General features: G+C 48.8%; 15 protein-coding genes. 2 read left to right on the top strand and 13 right to left on the bottom strand.

Translation table 11 applies throughout. The annotated features are described in order from the left end of the window. Positions 1 to 32 precede the first annotated feature (32 nt). From MKZ13_RS01225 to MKZ13_RS01215, 3 genes are all read right to left on the bottom strand, one after another. Entirely contained in the window at positions 33 to 461 is a 429-nt protein-coding gene (locus MKZ13_RS01225) for a VOC family protein (RefSeq protein ID WP_221822277.1), read from the bottom strand. Positions 462 to 629: 168 nt separating this feature from the next. Continuing rightward, positions 630 to 1,190, bottom strand: a complete 561-nt coding sequence (locus MKZ13_RS01220; protein WP_339181214.1) for a hypothetical protein — start codon at positions 1,188 to 1,190, stop codon at positions 630 to 632. Positions 1,191 to 1,269: 79 nt separating this feature from the next. Then, positions 1,270 to 1,497 carry a hypothetical protein gene (locus MKZ13_RS01215; protein WP_017691180.1) on the bottom strand — a complete coding sequence of 76 codons (228 nt, stop codon included), beginning with the start codon at positions 1,495 to 1,497 and terminating at the stop codon, positions 1,270 to 1,272. 177 nt (positions 1,498 to 1,674) lie between these two features. Here MKZ13_RS01215 and MKZ13_RS01210 point away from each other — a divergent pair, with 177 nt between their 5' ends. Then, the gene (locus MKZ13_RS01210) at positions 1,675 to 2,550 is read left to right on the top strand and encodes a CPBP family glutamic-type intramembrane protease (protein WP_339181212.1); all 876 of its coding nucleotides are present in this window, start codon (positions 1,675 to 1,677) and stop codon (positions 2,548 to 2,550) included. Between the two features lie 16 nt (positions 2,551 to 2,566). Beyond that, the gene (locus MKZ13_RS01205) at positions 2,567 to 3,328 is read left to right on the top strand and encodes a MerR family transcriptional regulator (protein ID WP_221822284.1); all 762 of its coding nucleotides are present in this window, start codon (positions 2,567 to 2,569) and stop codon (positions 3,326 to 3,328) included. Between the two features lie 48 nt (positions 3,329 to 3,376). On the opposite strand, the gene MKZ13_RS01200 is transcribed toward MKZ13_RS01205, so the two are convergent. The 10 genes from MKZ13_RS01200 to MKZ13_RS01155 form a co-directional block, all read right to left on the bottom strand. Continuing rightward, the gene (locus tag MKZ13_RS01200; RefSeq protein ID WP_221822285.1) at positions 3,377 to 4,249 is read right to left on the bottom strand and encodes a sugar phosphate isomerase/epimerase; all 873 of its coding nucleotides are present in this window, start codon (positions 4,247 to 4,249) and stop codon (positions 3,377 to 3,379) included. A 12-nt stretch (positions 4,250 to 4,261) separates the two neighbouring features. Further along, entirely contained in the window at positions 4,262 to 5,137 is an 876-nt protein-coding gene (locus MKZ13_RS01195; RefSeq protein WP_036674684.1) for a sugar phosphate isomerase/epimerase family protein, read from the bottom strand. 38 nt (positions 5,138 to 5,175) lie between these two features. Further along, positions 5,176 to 8,322 carry an alpha-mannosidase gene (locus MKZ13_RS01190; protein ID WP_339181207.1) on the bottom strand — a complete coding sequence of 1,049 codons (3,147 nt, stop codon included), beginning with the start codon at positions 8,320 to 8,322 and terminating at the stop codon, positions 5,176 to 5,178. Continuing rightward, entirely contained in the window at positions 8,319 to 10,631 is a 2,313-nt protein-coding gene (locus MKZ13_RS01185) for a glycoside hydrolase family 3 N-terminal domain-containing protein (protein ID WP_221822291.1), read from the bottom strand. Before MKZ13_RS01185 ends, MKZ13_RS01190 begins: the two co-directional genes overlap by 4 nt. Positions 10,632 to 10,681: 50 nt before the next feature. After that, on the bottom strand, positions 10,682 to 12,901 hold the full coding sequence (locus MKZ13_RS01180; RefSeq protein ID WP_221822292.1) for a helix-turn-helix domain-containing protein: 2,220 nt from the start codon (positions 12,899 to 12,901) through the stop codon (positions 10,682 to 10,684). 175 nt (positions 12,902 to 13,076) lie between these two features. Beyond that, positions 13,077 to 14,714: an extracellular solute-binding protein gene (locus MKZ13_RS01175; protein WP_221822293.1), complete on the bottom strand. Its 1,638-nt coding sequence runs from the start codon at positions 14,712 to 14,714 to the stop codon at positions 13,077 to 13,079. 129 nt (positions 14,715 to 14,843) lie between these two features. Beyond that, positions 14,844 to 15,752 carry a carbohydrate ABC transporter permease gene (locus MKZ13_RS01170; RefSeq protein ID WP_017691189.1) on the bottom strand — a complete coding sequence of 303 codons (909 nt, stop codon included), beginning with the start codon at positions 15,750 to 15,752 and terminating at the stop codon, positions 14,844 to 14,846. Between the two features lie 15 nt (positions 15,753 to 15,767). Further along, on the bottom strand, positions 15,768 to 16,712 hold the full coding sequence (locus MKZ13_RS01165) for an ABC transporter permease subunit (RefSeq protein ID WP_223868815.1): 945 nt from the start codon (positions 16,710 to 16,712) through the stop codon (positions 15,768 to 15,770). Positions 16,713 to 17,059: 347 nt separating this feature from the next. Further along, positions 17,060 to 18,472 carry an alpha-L-fucosidase gene (locus tag MKZ13_RS01160; protein ID WP_339181203.1) on the bottom strand — a complete coding sequence of 471 codons (1,413 nt, stop codon included), beginning with the start codon at positions 18,470 to 18,472 and terminating at the stop codon, positions 17,060 to 17,062. 370 nt (positions 18,473 to 18,842) lie between these two features. Further along, positions 18,843 to 19,901 (bottom strand): Gfo/Idh/MocA family oxidoreductase, encoded by a 1,059-nt coding sequence (locus tag MKZ13_RS01155; protein ID WP_339181202.1) that lies wholly within the window; start codon positions 19,899 to 19,901, stop codon positions 18,843 to 18,845. Positions 19,902 to 19,953: the final 52 nt, after the last annotated feature.

Below are 19,953 nucleotides of genomic sequence, written 5' to 3'. Positions count from 1 at the left end.
ATTTGAAGTTTATATTAGCGAAGAGTACACTCTTAAGCTTGTCCCGGCGTAGCACTGATCTGAAACTGTACGCCAAACTTATCGACAACCGAACCGTAGGCTGGACTCCAGAACGTTTCTTGTATCGGCATTTTCACTTCGCCACCATCTTGCAGTTGGTTGAAAATCGCTTTGGCTTCTTCCGCCGTATCCGTGTTCACTGTAACCGTAATATGATTACCTACAGTGTGCGGCATGCCTGGAAACGTATCAGACAACATTAATACCGAGCTGCCAATCTGCAAAGAAGCATGCATAATACGGTCTTTCGCTTCTGGCGGGATCGGGTGATTCGGGTCAGATGGACCGTCGCCAAATGTTTGTAACGCCAGCACTTCGGCTCCAAATGCCTTTTGATAAAATTCTACCGCTTCACGTCCATTACCGTCTGTTACCAGATACACATTCAAGCTGATCGACATGCGTTCTTCATCTCCTTGGGCTCATGTAATTTATACGATTCACGCCACTTGCGACATGAGTATATATGAACAGGTTGTCCTTTGACAAGCGTATATTTCTACACTCATCTCTGCGGACCTTTACACGATTAGGGTTACCAACATATTCTTAATCCATCCCTCTCTCCACTACTTCTTGCGCCTGCGTATATAGTAGAGAACCGTGATCAAGACACCCGGAACCAGTGCTGCAAAACTGGCATAGATCAGACACCATTTCAACAGGGTACATATCGGAGTGAGTTCAGCAAGCACAGGTGTACGTTCAGGATAACGATACATGATCAGGGACGCACCTATATTTTCAAGCATGTCCATAGCCCAACCTAAGACCGGAATCAGATTCACCCAACGCCAGCGACTCTTTATCGGAAGCACGCGATAGAGTATCGATAACAGAACAACCAAGAGGGACAGATAGGCCAAGGGCCATATGAGGTCAAATGTGAACCGTGCCTGAATATAGGCGCTTCGCCCTGCTTCTCCATACTGCTCAGCCATCTGATAAAGATCATCCGCCGTGTACAGAAACGATGAATCCGGGGACTGCCCACCACCTGTGGCCTCCTCCGACTTTGCCGCCTGCCAGGGCAGAATGAATGCAATAAAACAGGCAAAAACAACAACCGCAGCTACAACCCATTTCCAATTCACCCGCTGATAGAACCAACCTGACACTTTATTCAGCACATTCTGTCCCCTTTCCGATAAAAAAAAGACCACTCTCCCGAATCCTATCGGTAAAATGGTTGTGTTCAATCCTATGAAATTATCGAGCTTGAACGATGTTATCTATTTCACTTTTCAATAAGAGGTATCGGTGAACACTTCTCATGATCGGGACCTTCGTTAGTTTGTTCTTGTCCACGTACAGTTTCATCTGGTCTTTGGTCAAACCAAGCAAACTTCCAGCTTCCGATACCGTCAACACTACCTCTGGGTTCGTAGCATTAAACGTCCTCTTTACTTTCTGATTCCAGTCCTCGAATACCTGCATAGATCAGTGACATCTCCTATCCATAGCCAGTTATTATCAGGCTGAATATATCCAGTATACCACACTTGTGCTGCTCGTAACTTAATCCTTGCGCAGAACCATATTCTGATAGGCATATTCCCTGCTTGACCCTGACGTTAACTCGAGGGTTTATACTGGCTTCAGGAGGGGATTAGCATGAGTATGTCACCTGAACATGTAACCAAGAAACGACGCAGCAGTGGAATAGCCATTATTGGAATGAGTTGGTTAACGATGACATTGGGTTTGTTTTTTGCTACACTCGCAGGGGAGCTTGTCGGCACTATTGGTGCTGCTGATTGGATGGTTCATCTCACCCAAGCTGTTGTCATTATTAGTATCGTCTTACCCGCACTGTTCATCATTCGAAGACACTTCCATATGAAGTCCATTCTTCTTCCTCTGACAGGAAAAAGCATAGTTCACTTGCTCTCTGGCGCATTATTTGCCACTTCTCTGGCCTTCATCGGGTTGGCGATAGCCAGTATGAACAACTGGATTACGATTACGGAGTGGCACTTCTCAGCTGAGTTCTTGCTTGCTGTCGTACTTAATAGTTGTATTGCTTTCTTGTATGAGGCTTTGCCAGAGGAACTATCCATGCGAGGCATGGTCTATGATGGATTACGCTTCAGACTGCGACTTCCTGTGTTTTTCGCTTATGTAACTCAAATCATACTCTTTCTGCTGGTTCCGATGAGTGTCAGCCTATTGCAAGAGCTCGTCGGTATGGATGCCGGAAGCCGGATAACCTTGGATTATATGATCTTGCTCTTGACCTATGGTATTACGTTACAGCTTCTGCGCAGTTTGACCGGATCTTTATGGGCCTCCATCGGATTTCATGTCGCTTACCTGGAAGTAGCCAGATTCGTTGTTATGCCAGGTGATAGACCCGCATTGTTAAACTATACCGCGCAAGATAACGGGTTGGCCGAAATATTTATTTTGTATATGATGATAATCTTCGTCGGTGGGATCATTCTGGCGGTGCTCAATGCATGGCGCTGGTGGAGAATACAGAAATCATGAGGGAGGGATCTGCCTGTTGTATACCGTTGGACAACTATCCAAACATACCGGAGTGTCCATCCGAACACTGCATTATTATGAGAAGCTGGGTTTACTGCGACCGGCCCGTAATGAGAACAATCAGTATCGCTTATATGGTGAAAAGGATATTTTACGGCTTCAGCAGATTACCATTCTGAAGAAAATGCATTTTAAATTGAATGAGATTGGAGAATTCCTCGATCAGGATGCTGCTCGCTCTGAACCAGAGAGTACCCTTACTTTATGGAATAATACGTTGGAACAACAATTGGCCGTCGTTAAGGAACAGCAGGAGAGATTAAGCAAGGTCGAGCATCTTCTTTTTTCAACCCTATATGCCATCAGAGCATCCGGTACAATCAGTCTGGATGAAATGTTGGGTTTCATCCGTGAACTGGATCAGCCTCCGGGCAAGTTCCGTCAAGATGTTTTTACACATGAAGAAATGGAATCGTTACCTCTGAATAATCAGAACAATTCAATATCCCTGGAATGGGCCGATATTCTTAAAGAAATTCATACATGCAAGATGGAACCTCCGGATTCCGAAGCCTCACGGTTACTGGCCATCCGAATCTCTGATTATGCTGAAAGGGCTTTTCAAGGGAATGCAGAATTGGCAGAAAAATATTGGGATTATATCGCCCCAGAGGATGATCAGTCAGCTCGTGTATATGGTATGACAACGGAAACCATGCGTTACATCGAAATGATCCTGGATCGATGGGCAGTCCAGAATCCTGATGATCAACAATAAGGGCCACTTCGAAAAGTGGCCCTTGATCCATTCCTTCTTTATGCTTCGTTACGCCTCTTCCCAGAAGCGACGCAGGTTGTCCATGGCGATTTTGGATGCGGACTTACATTCCTCCATGCCTTCGAACTCCACCGTAATGTGACCATCATAACCGAAGTCTTTGATCAGCTTTACAATTTTACGAATTGGAATGTCACCTTGTCCAACGATGGCCCCACGCAGGAAGTTGCCGTAGGCTGTGGTGAACCATTCACCCTCACCCGGATGCTCATCATAAGGACGGAAGTAGAAATCTTTGAAGTGGACCAGAGAAGCGTACGGCAGATTTTTCATGACACCGATAATCGGATTCTCATCCACGCACATGAAGTTGCCAATATCGAGTGTTGTTTTGAAGTTCGGACGATCTACAGCATGCAGAACACGCTGCACCCGATCACTCGCCTGTACACTGAAGCCGTGATTTTCAATGGTAGTGGTGATACCAAACTGCGCAGCATAATCCGCAATAATCTGGCTTCCCCGCACCATCAGCGGCAGATGTTCCTCGAACCAGGCAATGGTCATCTTCTCTTTCGGCAGGGTAAACGCCGTGACGTCATGACGCATATGTTTTACACCCATCCGGTGAACGACATCCACATGTCTTTTGACCCGAGCCATCTCTTCTGCAAACGCCTCTTCCGTCTCCTGCACGAAATTCGCTGGCATCGAGTAGTTGGACAGTTCAATACCCGCAGACGCTGCCCGTTCCCGAATCGCATCCGCTAGATCGTGATTATCCTCCACGGTATAACCGTAAGGAACCATCTCCATATGCTCGCCGCCGTTCGCCGCAATCCAGTCGATCACATCCAGCACCGTCATCTCACCCGAATTCAAATCGTTCAACAAACTATACGTGCTCAGGCCCACTTTCATCTGCTCAGCTCCCTATCGATATTGTTGGATAAATTGAACCGCCTTGCGAATGTCCTGCTCCGGCTGATGACCAACCTCACGTTCAATCGTCAGATAACCGGTGTATCCAATCTCCTGAAGCGCTGCAAAGTATCCGTCAAAATCAACGCCACCCTCGCCCAGAGGCACCTCACGGAAGAATGTTCCGGAAGAGACCATCTCGGCAATTTTATCGTGATCCATAGGGGCATAACCGACCGCTCCGTATACGTCTCGTGGGTCAACTTCCTTCAGCCGCACACCATCCTTCACATGGGTATGTACGATGTAATCCTTGAGCAGATGAACGCCCCGCGCCGGATCATCTCCGGTCACCATCACCATATTCGCCGGATCAAAATTCACCGATACTCCGTTGGTCGACAGCGTATCCAGGAATCCTTTTAAGTCAGCAGCCGTTTCCGGTCCTGTCTCAATGGCAAAGTACGCACCAACACTCTTGGCGTATTGGCCCAGTTCCTCACAAGCAGCATGCAGCGTAGCATAAACTTCCGATGAAGGGTCATGTGGAACAATGCCGATATGTGTTGTGACGATGTTGGTGCCCAGATCCAAAGCGAGATCCACGATCCGCTTCGACTTCTCCACTTTCCAAGGATTATCTTCCTTGACCTGAAACCCATGTCCTCCCAGATCACCGACCAATGCTGAAATGTCGAGACCCAGAGAATCGATATAACTCTTTAACTCTTTGCGAGCCGCAGGCGACAAATTTTCGGGGTCCATCTCTCCCTTGACGGCATAGATCTGCACACCTTCTGCACCTACGTCTTTGGCTTTGTTCAACCCTTCCCGTACACCTACGCCAAAGCTATCCACGATGACACCAATCTTATTCGTTAATTTCATGTCATACCTCCCGTGATTGAATGATTAACTCTACATTCTCATGTAAATGTAAGGTTCGACTCATTACTGATATCAACAAGTTTCACCGACTTGATCTCATACGGTTTAAAGGTCAGTTCGAATGTGCCGTTCGGACAAGCCAACGGATGGATCTCATCCTCCAGCAGATTAATGATGGACGCTTTGATTTCCTTTTCAGCCCACTGAACCTGCACCGTTTCCCGACCTCCTGATGATTCGTAGAAACGCAGCACCGTTCCCGAGCCGTCTTCCGCAGCCTTAATTGCATCCAGAATGACATGCTCACTGTGGAACTGAACCCAAGCGTGTTCAGCTGGCAAGTGACCCGAAGACGGATTCGCTGTCACAACCTCCACCGGATGATTCAGCTCCATCGCCCGGCGAACGACGGCAGCTTGTCGCCAATCTCCCTGGTGGGGCAGGATCGAATACGTGAATTCATGATCGCCTTGATCGGCATATTCATCCGGCCATTTCGGGGCACGAAGCAGGGACAGGCGGATCATCCGATCCTTGATGTCATACCCGTACTTGCAATCATTCAGCAAACTCACACCACTGTTGCTCTCCGAGATATCCGCCCAGCGATGCCCGCAGACCTCGAACTGCGCCTGCTCCCAGCTGGTGTTGTTATGAGTTGGACGCTCCAGCGCTCCAAACGGGATTTCATAGGCTGCTTTGGCTGCCACCAGATCCACCGGAAATGCCACCTTGAGCAGCTTATGGCTCTCATTCCAGTTCACTTTTGTATGGAAATCAACACGCCGCTGGTAACGATGCAAAATGATATCCTGACTGATCTCCGATTGATTCAGCTTCCAGACAAAACGCAGTACATCTCGCGTAGCCCCGTGCTGTACAACCTCTCTGGAGATCAACTGCACTTCACCTGCGCGCTGGGATTCAAACCGTGGATCGATATCCCATGCATCCCAGTACGTCGGTTTGTCATGGAAAAACTGCCACTCATTCGCCCGATCACCGGGCTTCAGCCAGTCGCGTCCTACCGTTTTGTCATACCATCGGGTAATCTCTCCCAAGTCATTGAACTCAAGCGTGTAAAATTCCGTTTCCCACGTGGAAGGGAAAAGTTCTTCTTCCCTTAATGGAAGGATAACATCCGGTGCCTCTCGTAGCCATATCGTTGTATACCCAAAAGCAGGAATCGACGGAACATGCACGAGCAGTGTATACTTGTCTTCCTTTTGTTCGAGATCACAGGCCAGACGGTTACCTTCACGATCGAATGCTGCCATCCTGGCGAGGTGAGCATCCCCTGTAATGGTGATATTTTCTCCACGTTCCCAGCCGAGGCTGTTGAATATAATGTAGGGCAGACCATCCACTTCATCTGTTGCAATGTTCTCCGCAAGGGTATCCAGCGTTTCCCGCAGTGCGGATGTACCTAATGCAAATACCTTTGTGTACTCCTCAGTGGACGTTACGTAAACTTCTGGAATCGACGTTCCCGGAATAATGTCATGGAATTGGTTGAGCATAATCAACTTCCAGCCTTCATCCAGATCATTCTTCTTTTGTACGGCGTAAGCCCCGGCAAATTGCCCCCAGATCTCCGCTTCCCGGTACAATACCTCTGCTTTTCGGTTACTACGTTTGTTCCTTGCATGGGTCGTATAGGTTCCGCGATGCAGTTCCAGGTACAAGTCCCCGTGCCATTTTGGCAACGTCGGGTTGTTTAACGATATATCTTCAAAAAAAGCCCCTGCTGTGCTGAATTTGCTGATTGGCTGTCCAACCATCAAATGGGATCGCTCCGCAAACTCCACCATCTCATTCGTCACGCCGCCACCACCATCGCCATGTCCGTAAAGCAACATTTGCTCAGGGTGTACATCCTTTTGTTTAAATGATTGCCAATGTTCATCCACATCTTTGGGACGCGTATGTTCATTCACCCCATGATTCAGATATGCCAGCACGGAAGTGCCATCTATGCCTACCCAGTCGAAGAGGTCATACGGAAACGCATTGGTATCATTCCAATTCAGCTTGGTGGTCATAAAATAAGGAATATTGGCGAGCTTCAGCATCTGCGGCAAGGAAGCACAGTAACCAAAGGTATCTGGCAGCCACTCAATGTTGGAGCGTTTGCCAAACTCCGCCTGGTAGAAGTTCTGCCCATACAGAATTTGCCGAACCAATGACTCACCACTCGGAATATTCAGATCCGGCTCCACCCACATGCCTCCAACCAACTCCCAGCGGCCTTCGGCAATACGGGCTTTAACTCGCTCGTACAACTCCGGGTAATGATCCTTCACGAAGGCATACAACTGCGGCTGGCTCTGGGAATACACAAAATCCGGGTACGTGTCCATCAAGGTACACATGGTCGAAAACGTGCGACTGGACTTGCGAACCGTCTCACGTACAGGCCACAGCCAGGCAATATCAATGTGGGATTGTCCAACCAGATGCATGAAGCCACTTCGATATTCCTCCGGGTCTTCCTGCTGTACCGACTGTGCTAACCCATATTCGAAGTTCTGTATCCAGGCTGCATCACTCCAGCGTTCCGGGTCATTGTACATGTCATCCATCACCTGATGAATGGCCTGAACAAGTGCCATCCGCTTGGGCTCCTTCTCGTTATATGCCCGGAGCGACTCGGCGAGTACCGTAACGCTGTACATCAGGCTCTGCAGTGGCTGATTAATATGAACCAATGCTGCCCGAATGCCCTGAATAGGCGGCTGAATAACAGCTTGTCGGTTGAGTGGATCATGCGGCTCTGGAATCGGATCATAGAGTTCAATCTCCAACTGCGGTGTATTGCCAACACGACTCCTCGGAAGGGGTACGAACCAGTGATTCCGATCCAGTCCATGATAAGGCATGCCATTCACCTTCAACAGCCCTTCTCCTCCGGCATCGAAGATCAGACCAATAGCCTGATCTTGCCATTCCGCCGGAATCTCCACACGTTTGCGCAGAAAATACGTCGTTCCGTGTACGCTGTTCAGCGGATTCAAGTTTTGCATGGCCTTGTTTGCCTGCTCATCTTTATTTTCATGTGCCTGCTCGTACTCGTATTCCCCTGGCCGAATGTATCTGGCCCTCTGCATCTCCCACACTGGAAGCTCGATCGTATCCAGCCATTGCCGCTGTTTCAGATCTTCGATGAATCGCTGAATTCGAATCATACCTCCACCCCCACCTTCTGGATCTGCAGACTGCAAGCGGTCCAATCTGTGGAATTACGGCCAACCATGAGCCTGAATTCACCCGGTTCTACGACAGACTGGAGACGGGAGTCGATCAGTGCGAGATGTTCTTTTTGCACAGGGAACGTAACGGTATGAGTCTGTCCTGGCTCCAGATGGATTTTACGAAAACCCTTAAGTGACATTTCAGCCCGGGTGACCGAAGCCGACATATCCGTGATGTACAACTGTACAACCTCGCTTCCCGATACCGCTCCGGTATTGGTGACTTCAACCATCACCTGCGCTTCATCTTCTGGCCCAATTACGTCTGGTATTACTCTTACATTCTCGTATTTGAATTCGGTGTAGCTCAGTCCATATCCAAACGGATACTGCGGCGCCAGATCCATCTCCAGATACCGCTTGCCACGAGTGCGTTTGGCATGATAATAGACCGGAAGTTGTCCAACATGCTTGGGAATGGAAACCGTAAGGCGACCCGATGGATTCACATCGCCAAACAAAATATCTGCAATCGCGTTACCGCCTTCCTGCCCGGGGTACCACGCTTCCACAATCGCATGGACATGCTCATCAATCCAAGGTTCAGCAATGGGGCGGCCGTTAATATACACGACGATAACGGGTTTCCCCAACTTATGTACCTCCTGTACCATCTCCAATTGAACACCCATGAGATTCAGGGAAGCCCGGTCAATGCCCTCACCACACTCCATGTCGTTCCATGGATCATCGGTCACCACTGAAGCACCTGTCCGCAAATCGATCGTACCTTCACCAAAATCGCGGGCGCTGGAACCACCCATCACCATCACGATGACATCCGCCTGTTCTGCACAGGCGAGCGCTTGTGCAAAGCCCTCTCTGGAATCGCCTTTAATCCGGCAGCCAGGTGCGTACAGCACCTGGCCCGAATCCGCGCCAAGCTTGCGCGTAATACCATCCAGTACGGTGACAATCTGTTCTCTCGGCTGTGGCGAGGTATAGTCCCCAAGCTGGTTATAGATATGGTTCGCGTTCGGACCAATAACAGCTAGCTTCGTACCTGTTTTGGCAAGCGGAAGGGTATCCCCCTCATTTTTCAGTAAAACAATCCCCTCTTGTGCAACTTCCCTCGCCAGCTGATTGTGGTCTTCACATCCGATAACCCGCTCTGCAAACTCTGGATCAACGAAAGGTTGTTCAAATAACCCAAGTCTGAATTTCATCTCCAGCACCCGCCACACAGCCAAGTCCAGATCCTTCTCTTCGATCAGTCCCTGCTCCAACGCCTGAGCGAGATGTTTGCGATACATGTACCCGGACATCTCCATGTCTACCCCTGCCTGAAGGGACTGTGCTACAGCCTGCTCCCCGTTCTCAGCGGTGTTATGTCCATGGACCAGCATCTGAATGGCACCAAAATCAGTAATCACAAACCCATCAAAACCCCACTGCTCACGCAGAAGGTTATTCAGCAGATACGTACTGGATGTGCAAGGTACGCCATCAATCTCGTTATAGGCGGTCATCACGGAGCAAGCCCCGGCTTCCACTGCTTTTTTGAACGGCAACAGATCTATTTCATGTAATTCACGTAATCCCATATGCACAGGTGCTGCATTACGCCCACCCTCCGAGCTGCCATAAGCCGCAAAATGCTTGAGTGTCGCGACAATCGTCTGGTTGGAATCGAGGCGATCACCCTGTAGTCCCTTCATCGCTTCTACTGCAAATTCACCGATTAGGTATGGATCTTCGGCAAAACATTCCTCCGTCCGTCCCCATCTCGGGTCACGTACGACATCAAGCACCGGGGAATACGTTGCCGCTCCCCCCTGGCTCCGGGTCTCCACAGCTATGGCTTCACACATCTTGCGGTATAACTCCATATTCCATGTGCTGCCCACCATTAACGGTACCGGAAAAACTGTTGCCCCGATCGCCATATGCCCGTGGGAACATTCTTCTCCGAACAAAATGGGAATGCCCAGCCGGGAATGCTCCATGGCATACTGCTGAATGACATTCGTGGCAACGGCTCCCTGCCGTGGAGTAAGCCCCGTTTCAAGTGTCACTTCCGTCCATGGATCGGCCCGAAGCACACCATACAGAGAACCAACACCGCCCTGTTCCATGTCCGCTTTGAACTCTTCCGTCACCTGTACTGTACCATCAGCTGCTTTATCATACGTCTTCCATCCCATCGGCTGAATGAGTTGTCCAATCTTCTCTTCCGTTGTCATCCGTCCGATCAGATCCTGAACCCGCTCCTGAATGGGAAGCGAAGCATCTTTATAGTCCATATGCACATTCTCCTTATGCGTTCGGAATTAGTTAGGCGGGTGCACTTACATCACATGGCTTTGCGGTAGTCACTTGGTGCCACACCCACCACGTTCTTGAAAGCCCGGTTGAAGGAATTATAGTTTGTGTATCCCACTTCCTCACTGATCTCCTGAATAGCCTTATCGGTCTCCTGCATGAGCAGCTTGGCTTTTTCGATACGATGACTAATGAGCAGATCCACAAACTTCTCCCCAATCTCATCCTTGAAAAGCTTGCTCAGATACTTCGGATTAATATCGAATAGATCACTAAGGTAGTTCAGTGACAGATCAGGATTGTTGTAATGCTCTTCGATGTATTTGCGAATCTCCAGAATATGTGATCTGTGTTTTCGGGAACAATGCAGCGTCTGCATCTGCAGCGCCAGTTCCCTGAACCCTTCCCAACACAGCTTACGCAGATCGTCTAACGTCTCCCAGCCTTCAAGCCTTGGGAGAAGTGGGGTGAATATAGCAGCCCATGACTCCTGATACTCCCGTGGAAGTTCGGCGAATTCCCGATTGTAATGTTGAAATAACAGTTGGATCGTATTCATAATCTCCTGCCGGGATAGAACGGACTCACTGATTTGTTCAAAGAGTCTTTCAAAATGCTTTTCCCAGACATCGTCCGATAAACGCATCGCCTGTACCAACAGTGAGATGGTTTTCAGGAACTCATACACATCATTGGTCGAATTCGGCACATCGCTACACGGAATGATACGATTTATCCCCAGTACAGCCTTGTACTCCAGCGCGTGCACGGCTTCTTTCAATGAAGCTCTCAGCCCCCGAATATCGACAGCAACCCGACCAACACCAATGGTCACGGTGAAGTTCAGATACTGATCGATTCTGTCCAGATAACCAGCAAGCAATCGATGTTCTGTCTCCTCAGCTTGTTCCATTTCCGGAATCCAGAGGATGGCGTACAGACGCTGATCGGAGATCCATTCAGCCCATACTTCCGTCCCTTCATGGCGTGCACTCTCTTGCAGAATACTGGATAACACAAATTTCAGGAGGGATTGGTCCTGATGATGATACTCCGTCACAAATGTATCATACCGATCCATTTCAATTACCATGACGGCCCAACGATGCTCCAGCTCAGGCAGTTTGAACTTCTTCATCTCCGCTGTCAGCTCCGTGCTCGTAAAGTCTCGTGTGCCCTCCAGCAACTCCTGAAAAAACATTTTTTTCTGCAAAATCAGATTCTCTTCATGCTCCTCCTGATATTGTCTCGTCTGATCAATCATGCGTTCCAGTGTTGTATGGATGAATCGGAACTCATTCTCCTTGCCATAGTTCAGTCCAGATTGTTTCTGTGAAGAGACGGTCTGAATTAACGTGACAATCTGCTGAATCGGCTTGTAATTTCTACGGGTCACATAGATCACCCACACCACACCGATCAACACAACCACTATCGCAAAGGCAAACCAGATATTATAAAATTGCAGAGTCCACTTGACGATTTTTCCATTGTTGAGACCTGTCTGCACCTTCCAACCACTATAACTCGACGTAAATTCGGAGAAGACTTCTCCCGACGTGGTTTTAGTAGAAGCTGCGACCCCTCCTGGCATGCTGCTATCCCACAGATTGCCGCCCGAACGGTTGAAGATGTTCACAAACGTAAATTCCGGATCATACATCTGCATAATGGATTTTCTCAGGGTACTCAGGTCCACATTTGTCACCACAAGTCCTTTGCCGTTTCCTACACTTCGCACAATCGTAATCACCTGCTCCGTCGCTTGTGAAGGAAAAGCCTTGAACGCTCGTGCTCCTGCCCACTTCTGTTCATCCCTTGACCGGCTATCTGCAATAAAGTCTGCATCCGGGAACTCTTCAATCGGAACAGCCTTCCCGTTACTGAAGACCGTGCCATCCCCGTATCGAACGAGATAAATCGAATCAATCAGCGGATACTCTATTTTCAATTCATCAACCACCTGGACCGCCTGAATGCCGGCATACACATCTTCGCTGCCAGATACCGAGAAATAATTCTTCAAGTTAGGGTTGGTCAAAATCTCACGCAGTACCTTGAAATCAATGGAACGCAAGGAGTTGTCCAGATATTGCGTTACCTGTGATGCTAGGAATTCATTGGCCTTGAGTGCTTCCCTACGGTTCTGTTCATTGAATACCTGGAAGAAAATAAAAAATAGAATGGTCGTCACAATAAAGAAAACAGGCAGATACGATAACAGCAAACGCCTAAACCAATTGTTGTTCATCTCCGAGATCCCCCCACCGTTACTGTTCATGCTGAATGACGACAAACACCTGTGCTGATCGCTAATTTCCCATAAATATTCAGTACATTATATCGGATGACGTGGGGTTGTCATAGGAGAAGACCGTCCCGGTCACGGGTGACAGACGGGACAGCCTCTATATTGAATCCTTCTATTATTGATTTTTCTCAATGGCACGCTGGTAGATCTCAAGGTAATTACTCAGTCCGAGACCATCAAAGCCTTTGACATACGAATCCCATTCCTTATCAATGCTCTTGCTGCCAATAATGAACTGTGCCATATTCGTCTGCACATAATCCTTAATGGCTGTAGTCAGTTGTGCTGCTGATTCGGTATCCTCTGGACGAATAAATACGTTCGCAGGGTATACTTCTTTGGGTGCATAAGGTTCATACACATTGGTAGCTTGAGCCAGACGTGTACCATAACCCTCTGCCTCTAAAGGGTTCTGTCCTTCGGCAAACAGATTACGGAACGTGTTGGACAAGTCATGGGCTCCGATCTGTGACCAACTCTCGTTCACAACAACGTTTGGATCACGCTCAGGCAGGTTGTAGTAGCTGTATTTGGCCGGCTCGCCATTGATGTTTTTCTCATCGGCATCTGCCTTCTTCCAGCCCTTGCCTTCGGTTGGGCCATACTCCGCGTACAGCGCACCTTCCTCACTGAACATGTAGTCTACAATTTTGATGGCGGCAATTTGTTGTGCTTCTGTCGCTTTGTTGGTGATGGCAAACTCAAACTCACCTACGCTCTGTGTAGCGCCTGTCGTATGCACTCCATCTGGTCCTTTCAATGGAGGAACGATCTCCCAGTGTTGGTGACGGGTGATGTCTTTGTCATAAGTATTCACGAGATAACTGACCAGCGCTGTTGTAATGGAGCCGACCACTTCGTCGCCTTCCTTGTTCCCCAGCTGTCCTATCGCCTGATCGTTCTGTGTAAAGGAAGCCGGGTCAATCAGGCCATCTGCATAGAGCTTGTTCATGTACTCCAGCCCTTTCTTCCAGCCTTCCTGATTGGCGGCAAAACTCACCTTGCCATCGTTCACGATCAGGTATTTGTCGTTATCATTGTATATAAAACTATTCATCAGGTAGGCATCAATGTTGCCATTCCATACATACTTGTTCGGTGCGCCTGTAAGTGGAATCTCGTCCGCTTTCCCGTTACCGTTTGGATCTTGTGTCTTAAACGCCTTCAGAACGGTATACAGTTCATCAGTTGTGGTTGGCATTTTCAGGCCCAAATTATCAAGCCACTCCGTGTTGATCCAGTATTTCTGTGCATACGTACAGTGGTAACATTCATTGAAGATAGGCAGCGCATAAATGTTGCCGTCCGGTGCCGTGATGGCTTCTTTGAAGTAAGGTTTCTCTTCCATAATCTTGGTCAGATTCGGACCATACTTCTGAATTAGATCTTGTAGCGGAAGGAACACGCCCTGTTTTCCATAGGTTTGAAGGTCTGAGGTGGTGAACTTGCCGTGAAGAAATACTTCCGGATAATCACCACTAGCCAGCAGCAATTGTCTGCGATCCTGCAAAGCGTCTGTTGGGGCCAGATCCCATTTTAGGGTAACGTCGAACTTGTCTTCGATAAATTGGGTGAATTCATTCTCTTCCATGGACGCTTTGCCTTGCGGAGCAAAGAGGGTCATGGTTACAGGACCACCGCTCTCCCCGCTACCGTCGCTACTTCCACCCGATTCCTCGGATGAACTGCATGCGGACAACAAAGCCATCGAAGCAAAGACCAGAAACAACATCGAAATCCAAGATTTTCTCAATCTGACTCCTCCTTTTTGTTCATAACGGCAAATTATTGACTTGTACTGCACGTGTATAAAATCGCTCCCGGAAGCCGGCGTGTTCCTTCCACCTCCTTTCAAAAGGCAACCGGGCTTAACTCACTAGGATTAACCTTTGAGGGAACCAACCATGACCCCTTTCACAAAATGCTTCTGTACAAATGGATACATGATCAGAATTGGAATGCTCGCGACAACAATCAGTGCATATTTCAACACCTGCTCGAACCCTTGGTCCCGCATCTGTTGGCTGGTATTGGCAAGCATCGCCGGATCAGCCGCGTTCAGGATAAGCAGATTGCGAAGCACGTATTGCAAAGGGAACAACTTCTCGGAACGCAGGTAGATCAGTGCATCAAAGTACGCATTCCAGTGACCTACGGCATACATCAGTGTCATGACCGCTAGAATAGGCTTCGATAAGGGAAGAACCACGCTGATCAGATACCGAATATCCCGGCAACCGTCCATTTCCGCGGCCTCGCCAAGCTCTTCCGGGATGGAAGATTGGAAGAAAGTCCTTGCCACGATGACTTGGAACACCGCGAGCGCCCCGGGCAGCCACATCGCCCAGCGTGTATCGAGCAGGTGCAAGTCCTTCATCAAGAGGTAGGTGGGAATCAGACCACCATCAAAAAACATCGTAATCATCATGAAAATAATGATGGCCCCTCGTCCATAGAACGATTTGCGTGACAAAGGATATGCCAGCATGACGGTCAGCACTACGTTAATGAACGTACCCACCACGGTGTAAATGATCGTGTTATAGAAACCGAGCATAAGCTGTTGGCTTTTGAAAATGGAGATGTACGCCTTGATGTTAAAGTCTACCGGGAACAGCCACACCTGACCGGATGTCACGGCTCGTGAAGAGCTAAACGAAGAACTGATGATATACAAAAGCGGGTAAAACACCGTTAGCAGTATGGCGAACAGAAAGATGTAGTTGAATGTCATGAAAATGCGGTCACCGAGCGGGTCCTTGATCCGGTTACGATTAATCAGGTTGAACATGGATAAGCTCCTCCTTTACCACAAGCTGTTCTGGGAAACTTTGCGCGATATGCCGTTGACGATAACCAGCAGGATCAGGTTGATAATGGAGTTGAAGAACCCTACTGCCGAGGAGAAACTGAAATTCGCTCCGATCAGACCCACCTTGTACACATACGTGGAGATGACCTCCGAAGCGCTTGTGTTGAGCGGATTCTGCATCAGGTATATTTTCTCAAAGCCCACGCCCATAATGCTGCCCAGACTCAGAATCAGCATGATAACGGTGACTGGAACGAGCGATGGGAGGTCGATGTGCCATATTTTACGAAGCCTTGATGCGCCGTCCATCTTTGCTGCTTCATAGAGAGATGGATCAACACCAGCAAGGGCGGCAATGTATATGATTGATGAATATCCCATGCCCTGCCATACTCCGGACCAGACATAGATCGATTTGAAGTATTCCGGGATGCCCATGAAGTTGGTCATCGGGAAGCCGAGCAGTGTGAACAGCTTGTCTACTACGCCCACATGCGGGGAGAGCATTAGAATGATAATGGATACCATAACAACCGTGGAGATAAAATGCGGAGCGTAGGTGACCATCTGCACGGTCTTCTTGAAGTAACCCGTTCGAATCTCATTCAGCGCCAGCGCCAGCAAGATGGGAATAGGGAAACCGGCGATTAAGGAATAAAAGCTGATACCTATCGTGTTTTTGATTAAAAGCCAGAAGTTTGGAGATTGGAAGAAGGCCTCAAAGTGTTTGAATCCGACCCACGGGCTTCCCCAGATTCCTTTGACTACACTGAAGTCCTTGAAGGCGATCTGGACACCCACCATAGGGATGTACTTGAAGATCAACAGATACAACACCGGGGGCAACACGAGCAGGTAGAGCTCCCAGTGTTTCTTGAGGCTTTTGATGAATGGATGCTGCCGCTTGGGCTCCACATGTTTCCTCTGTTGGAGTTCCATCTTGGCGGGTATGCTTTCCGTAGCTCGACTCATATGCGTCACTCCTTCTACACCTCAAGTGTAATAATACATTACATTTACATCCCTTAAACATCCTTTTTTCTGTTCTTAGTTCCTTGTTCAACATAGATGATGTAAACATTCATATCAGGTAGCGCTTTCTTGATTTGATAGTACATCGCCCGATAAACTTTTATCAATTTGCAATTTTCTCCGACTTCTCTTTATTCCACAAACCCTTGTGTGACAAGCGATTGCGAGCCGTTTCTATTGGGAATTGTGTCCCTTATGTATGAATATAAAAATCCCGGAGGTGGTTATATCTCCCCCGGAATTGACATGGCGTTCTATGCGCTTGTGACTAGCCTGAACGTATGTGTGATGGGTGTACCACTGGTTGCAGCGGATTGGGACAGTTCCACGAGAAGTCCGTCTTCCGTCTGCCGATACGAAAGTACGTCATCGCTACCGACAAGTTCGATCCGCTCTACCTTTTCCAGATAAGGAATGACCAACTGTGGTTGTACGGTCTCATTCTCGTTTCGGTATATACGGAAGGCATATACGGTGTTGATCTCTTCTTTCTGTGTGAAAGCCCAATCTTTCGTAAAATATGGCCCGCAGATCCGGGTTCCATAGACGCCTTCTCCATGAGTACCCAACCATTCACCGAGGCCCTTGATGCCTCGAATTGCCCCTTTTGGCAGACGCCCATCGGGTTGTGGTCCTACATTCAGCGCCAGGTTACCACCTTTGGATACAACTTCGAGTAGAATATGTGCCAGCTGTCTTCCCGTTTTATACTGATCATCGAATCCGAAGGCAAAGGAGTTCCCCACGGTAATACAGCTCTCCCATGGAATGTTCATCGGATGTTCCGGTATGGTCTGCTCGGGGGTAACGATATTCTCATACGGCCCACCCACGGTGCGATCTGCAGACAGAAGCCAAGGTTGTGTGGTCTGACGCGCCCGTTCCACGACTTCTCCCAGCCTGATATCCTGACCATGACGACCTTCGCGCACCCATCCAGCATCCAGCCACAGACATTCGATTCGCCCGTAATTCGTCAGCAGCTCCATGATCTGCTCATGTGTGAACTCCACGAATTTCTCCCACAGCCACGGATACTTATGGGGATCATACGACGGGCCGCGCCACATATGACGTCCACGCTCCATGCCCGGTGCCCAGTAATAAGGGGTATGCCAGTCCGCTTTGGAGAAGTACGCTGAGATACCCAGTCCTTTGGCCCGAAAAGCGTCAAACAGCGCTCGACAGATGTCCGCATACTTATGGGTATGAAAAGGCGTGTCCTTGCCCGTAATCCGGTAATCCGTCGTCTTGGTATCCCACATGCAGAAACCGTCATGGTGCTTGGTGGTGAACAGGAAGTATTTAAACCCGCTATCTGCCGCCATCTGTGCCCATTCCTCGGGCTGGAAACGAATCGGATTGAAAGTTTTGTTCAGATCGAAATATTCCCGCTTGAAGTCTTCCATGTCATCCGTCCAGTCGATGTCATCGCGCGACCAATCGCCATCCTCGTCGCTCAGCGCCCAAGACTCTACGAGACCAAGCTGGGAATACGGCCCCCAGTGCATCATCAACCCCAGCTTCTGATCCTTGAACCACTCCAGCCGCTCATTCAGCAGCGGATCTTCCGGTTTGATCCATTCATCCTCTTTGCTAAAATTGTGCACGCCGGCTTCCACGATCTGTTCTTCCTGCTCCAGTACGGTTTCTTTGGTTTCGCTCATCCTGTTTCATCTCCTTAGGATTTCATTGTCAAACGCTGAACACATAGGTTTACACTCGGCCACTGCGCGGTCAGAATAATCTTCCGATCGCTGTTACCCCCAGATTTTATGATTATTTCCCTGGAGGGAAAATCCGGGGATAAAGGCGAGCGCTTCGCTTCTTCAGATTTCTTCTGCCCTCTCCGTTATCGTGTAAACGTTTAATTCAACTAAGAAGGACATCTAAATCCTGTCATTTTTAGTGTGGTAGGATCTTCCGAAACTTTTAGCTATGCTGCTTCGGATTGGTTCTGTACCTTCCGTTTTGGCGTAAACGGTTCGTGTAACTATTCGGGGACGTAGTCAATATCTCCGTATTGCAATGCTCCTTTTACAGCATGATTTCGCGGCCTTGGCGTGCTGATTCGTAGATGGCGCAGAGCATCTTCATTACCTCGACGCCGTCTTCGACTGGGCTAAGTGTTTCTTTGCGTCCCTGCGTGCTGTCGATAAAATGGTTAATTTCATTGCGGAATGATCCCATAAAGTCGAAAGATTTGAAATCTACCTGCGGCGTCATGTTCAAAATAGTATTGAATTTCTCACCGATGATCGAAATCTCCGGCTCCAACTCGGCACCGCCTTTGTCGCCATATAGTTTGACCGAGGTCTCATCCGCTTTGGCATGAAGTGTAAAGCTGACATCCACGAGCAGGCTAGCGCCGTTCTCAAAACGAATCAGGGCATTCGCCATGTCTTCAACAGTGTTCTGATTTGCATCATAGTCCGCTGCTTTGTAGAACGACAGATTGTTAATGTTCGAGCGGTTCCCCAACCGGTTAGAGACGTTAGCGGAGACGGACTTTACCTTCGGTCTGCCCATCAGATACCAGCAGATATCGATCACATGCACCCCGATATCGATCAGCGGGCCGCCGCCGGAGCGGTTGATATCCGAGAACCAGCCACCCGGATTGCCCAGACGACGCAGACTGGAGGCTTTGGCATAATAGATCTCGCCCAGTTCACCCTCGTCGATAAACTTCTTCAGAATCTGTGCATTGTCGCTATAGCGGCGAACAAAACCGACCTGCAGCAGCTTTCCGCTGCGATGAACGGCCTTCTCTACTTCGAGCGCATCCTCCACCGTTTGGCAGAGTGGTTTCTCACATAATACGTTTTTGCCCGCGTCGAGAGCAGCAATGCTAATCTCGGCATGCGAGTCGTTCCATGTGCAGATGCTGACGGAATGAATCTCAGGCAGGGCGAGCAATTTCTTGTAATCGGTAAACACGTGAGGGGCATTATATTGCTTCGCCACTTCTGCGGCACGTTCTGCATTCAGGTCACAGATAGCGTATATTTCAACGTCCGGGTTACTGGCATAGGCTTGCAAATGGCAATCGGATATGGATCCGGCACCGATAACGGCGACTTTCAATTTGGACATAGTGCTGATTCCTCCATCGTTTTCATATGAATTGACTCAGGAAATTATAATA

The sequence above is a fragment of the Paenibacillus sp. FSL R5-0701 genome (genome assembly GCF_037973995.1).
Taxonomy (GTDB): Bacteria; Bacillota; Bacilli; order Paenibacillales; family Paenibacillaceae; genus Paenibacillus.
The sequence above is the reverse complement of the archived record's forward strand: the minus strand, read 5'-3'. Positions and strand labels throughout refer to the sequence as shown.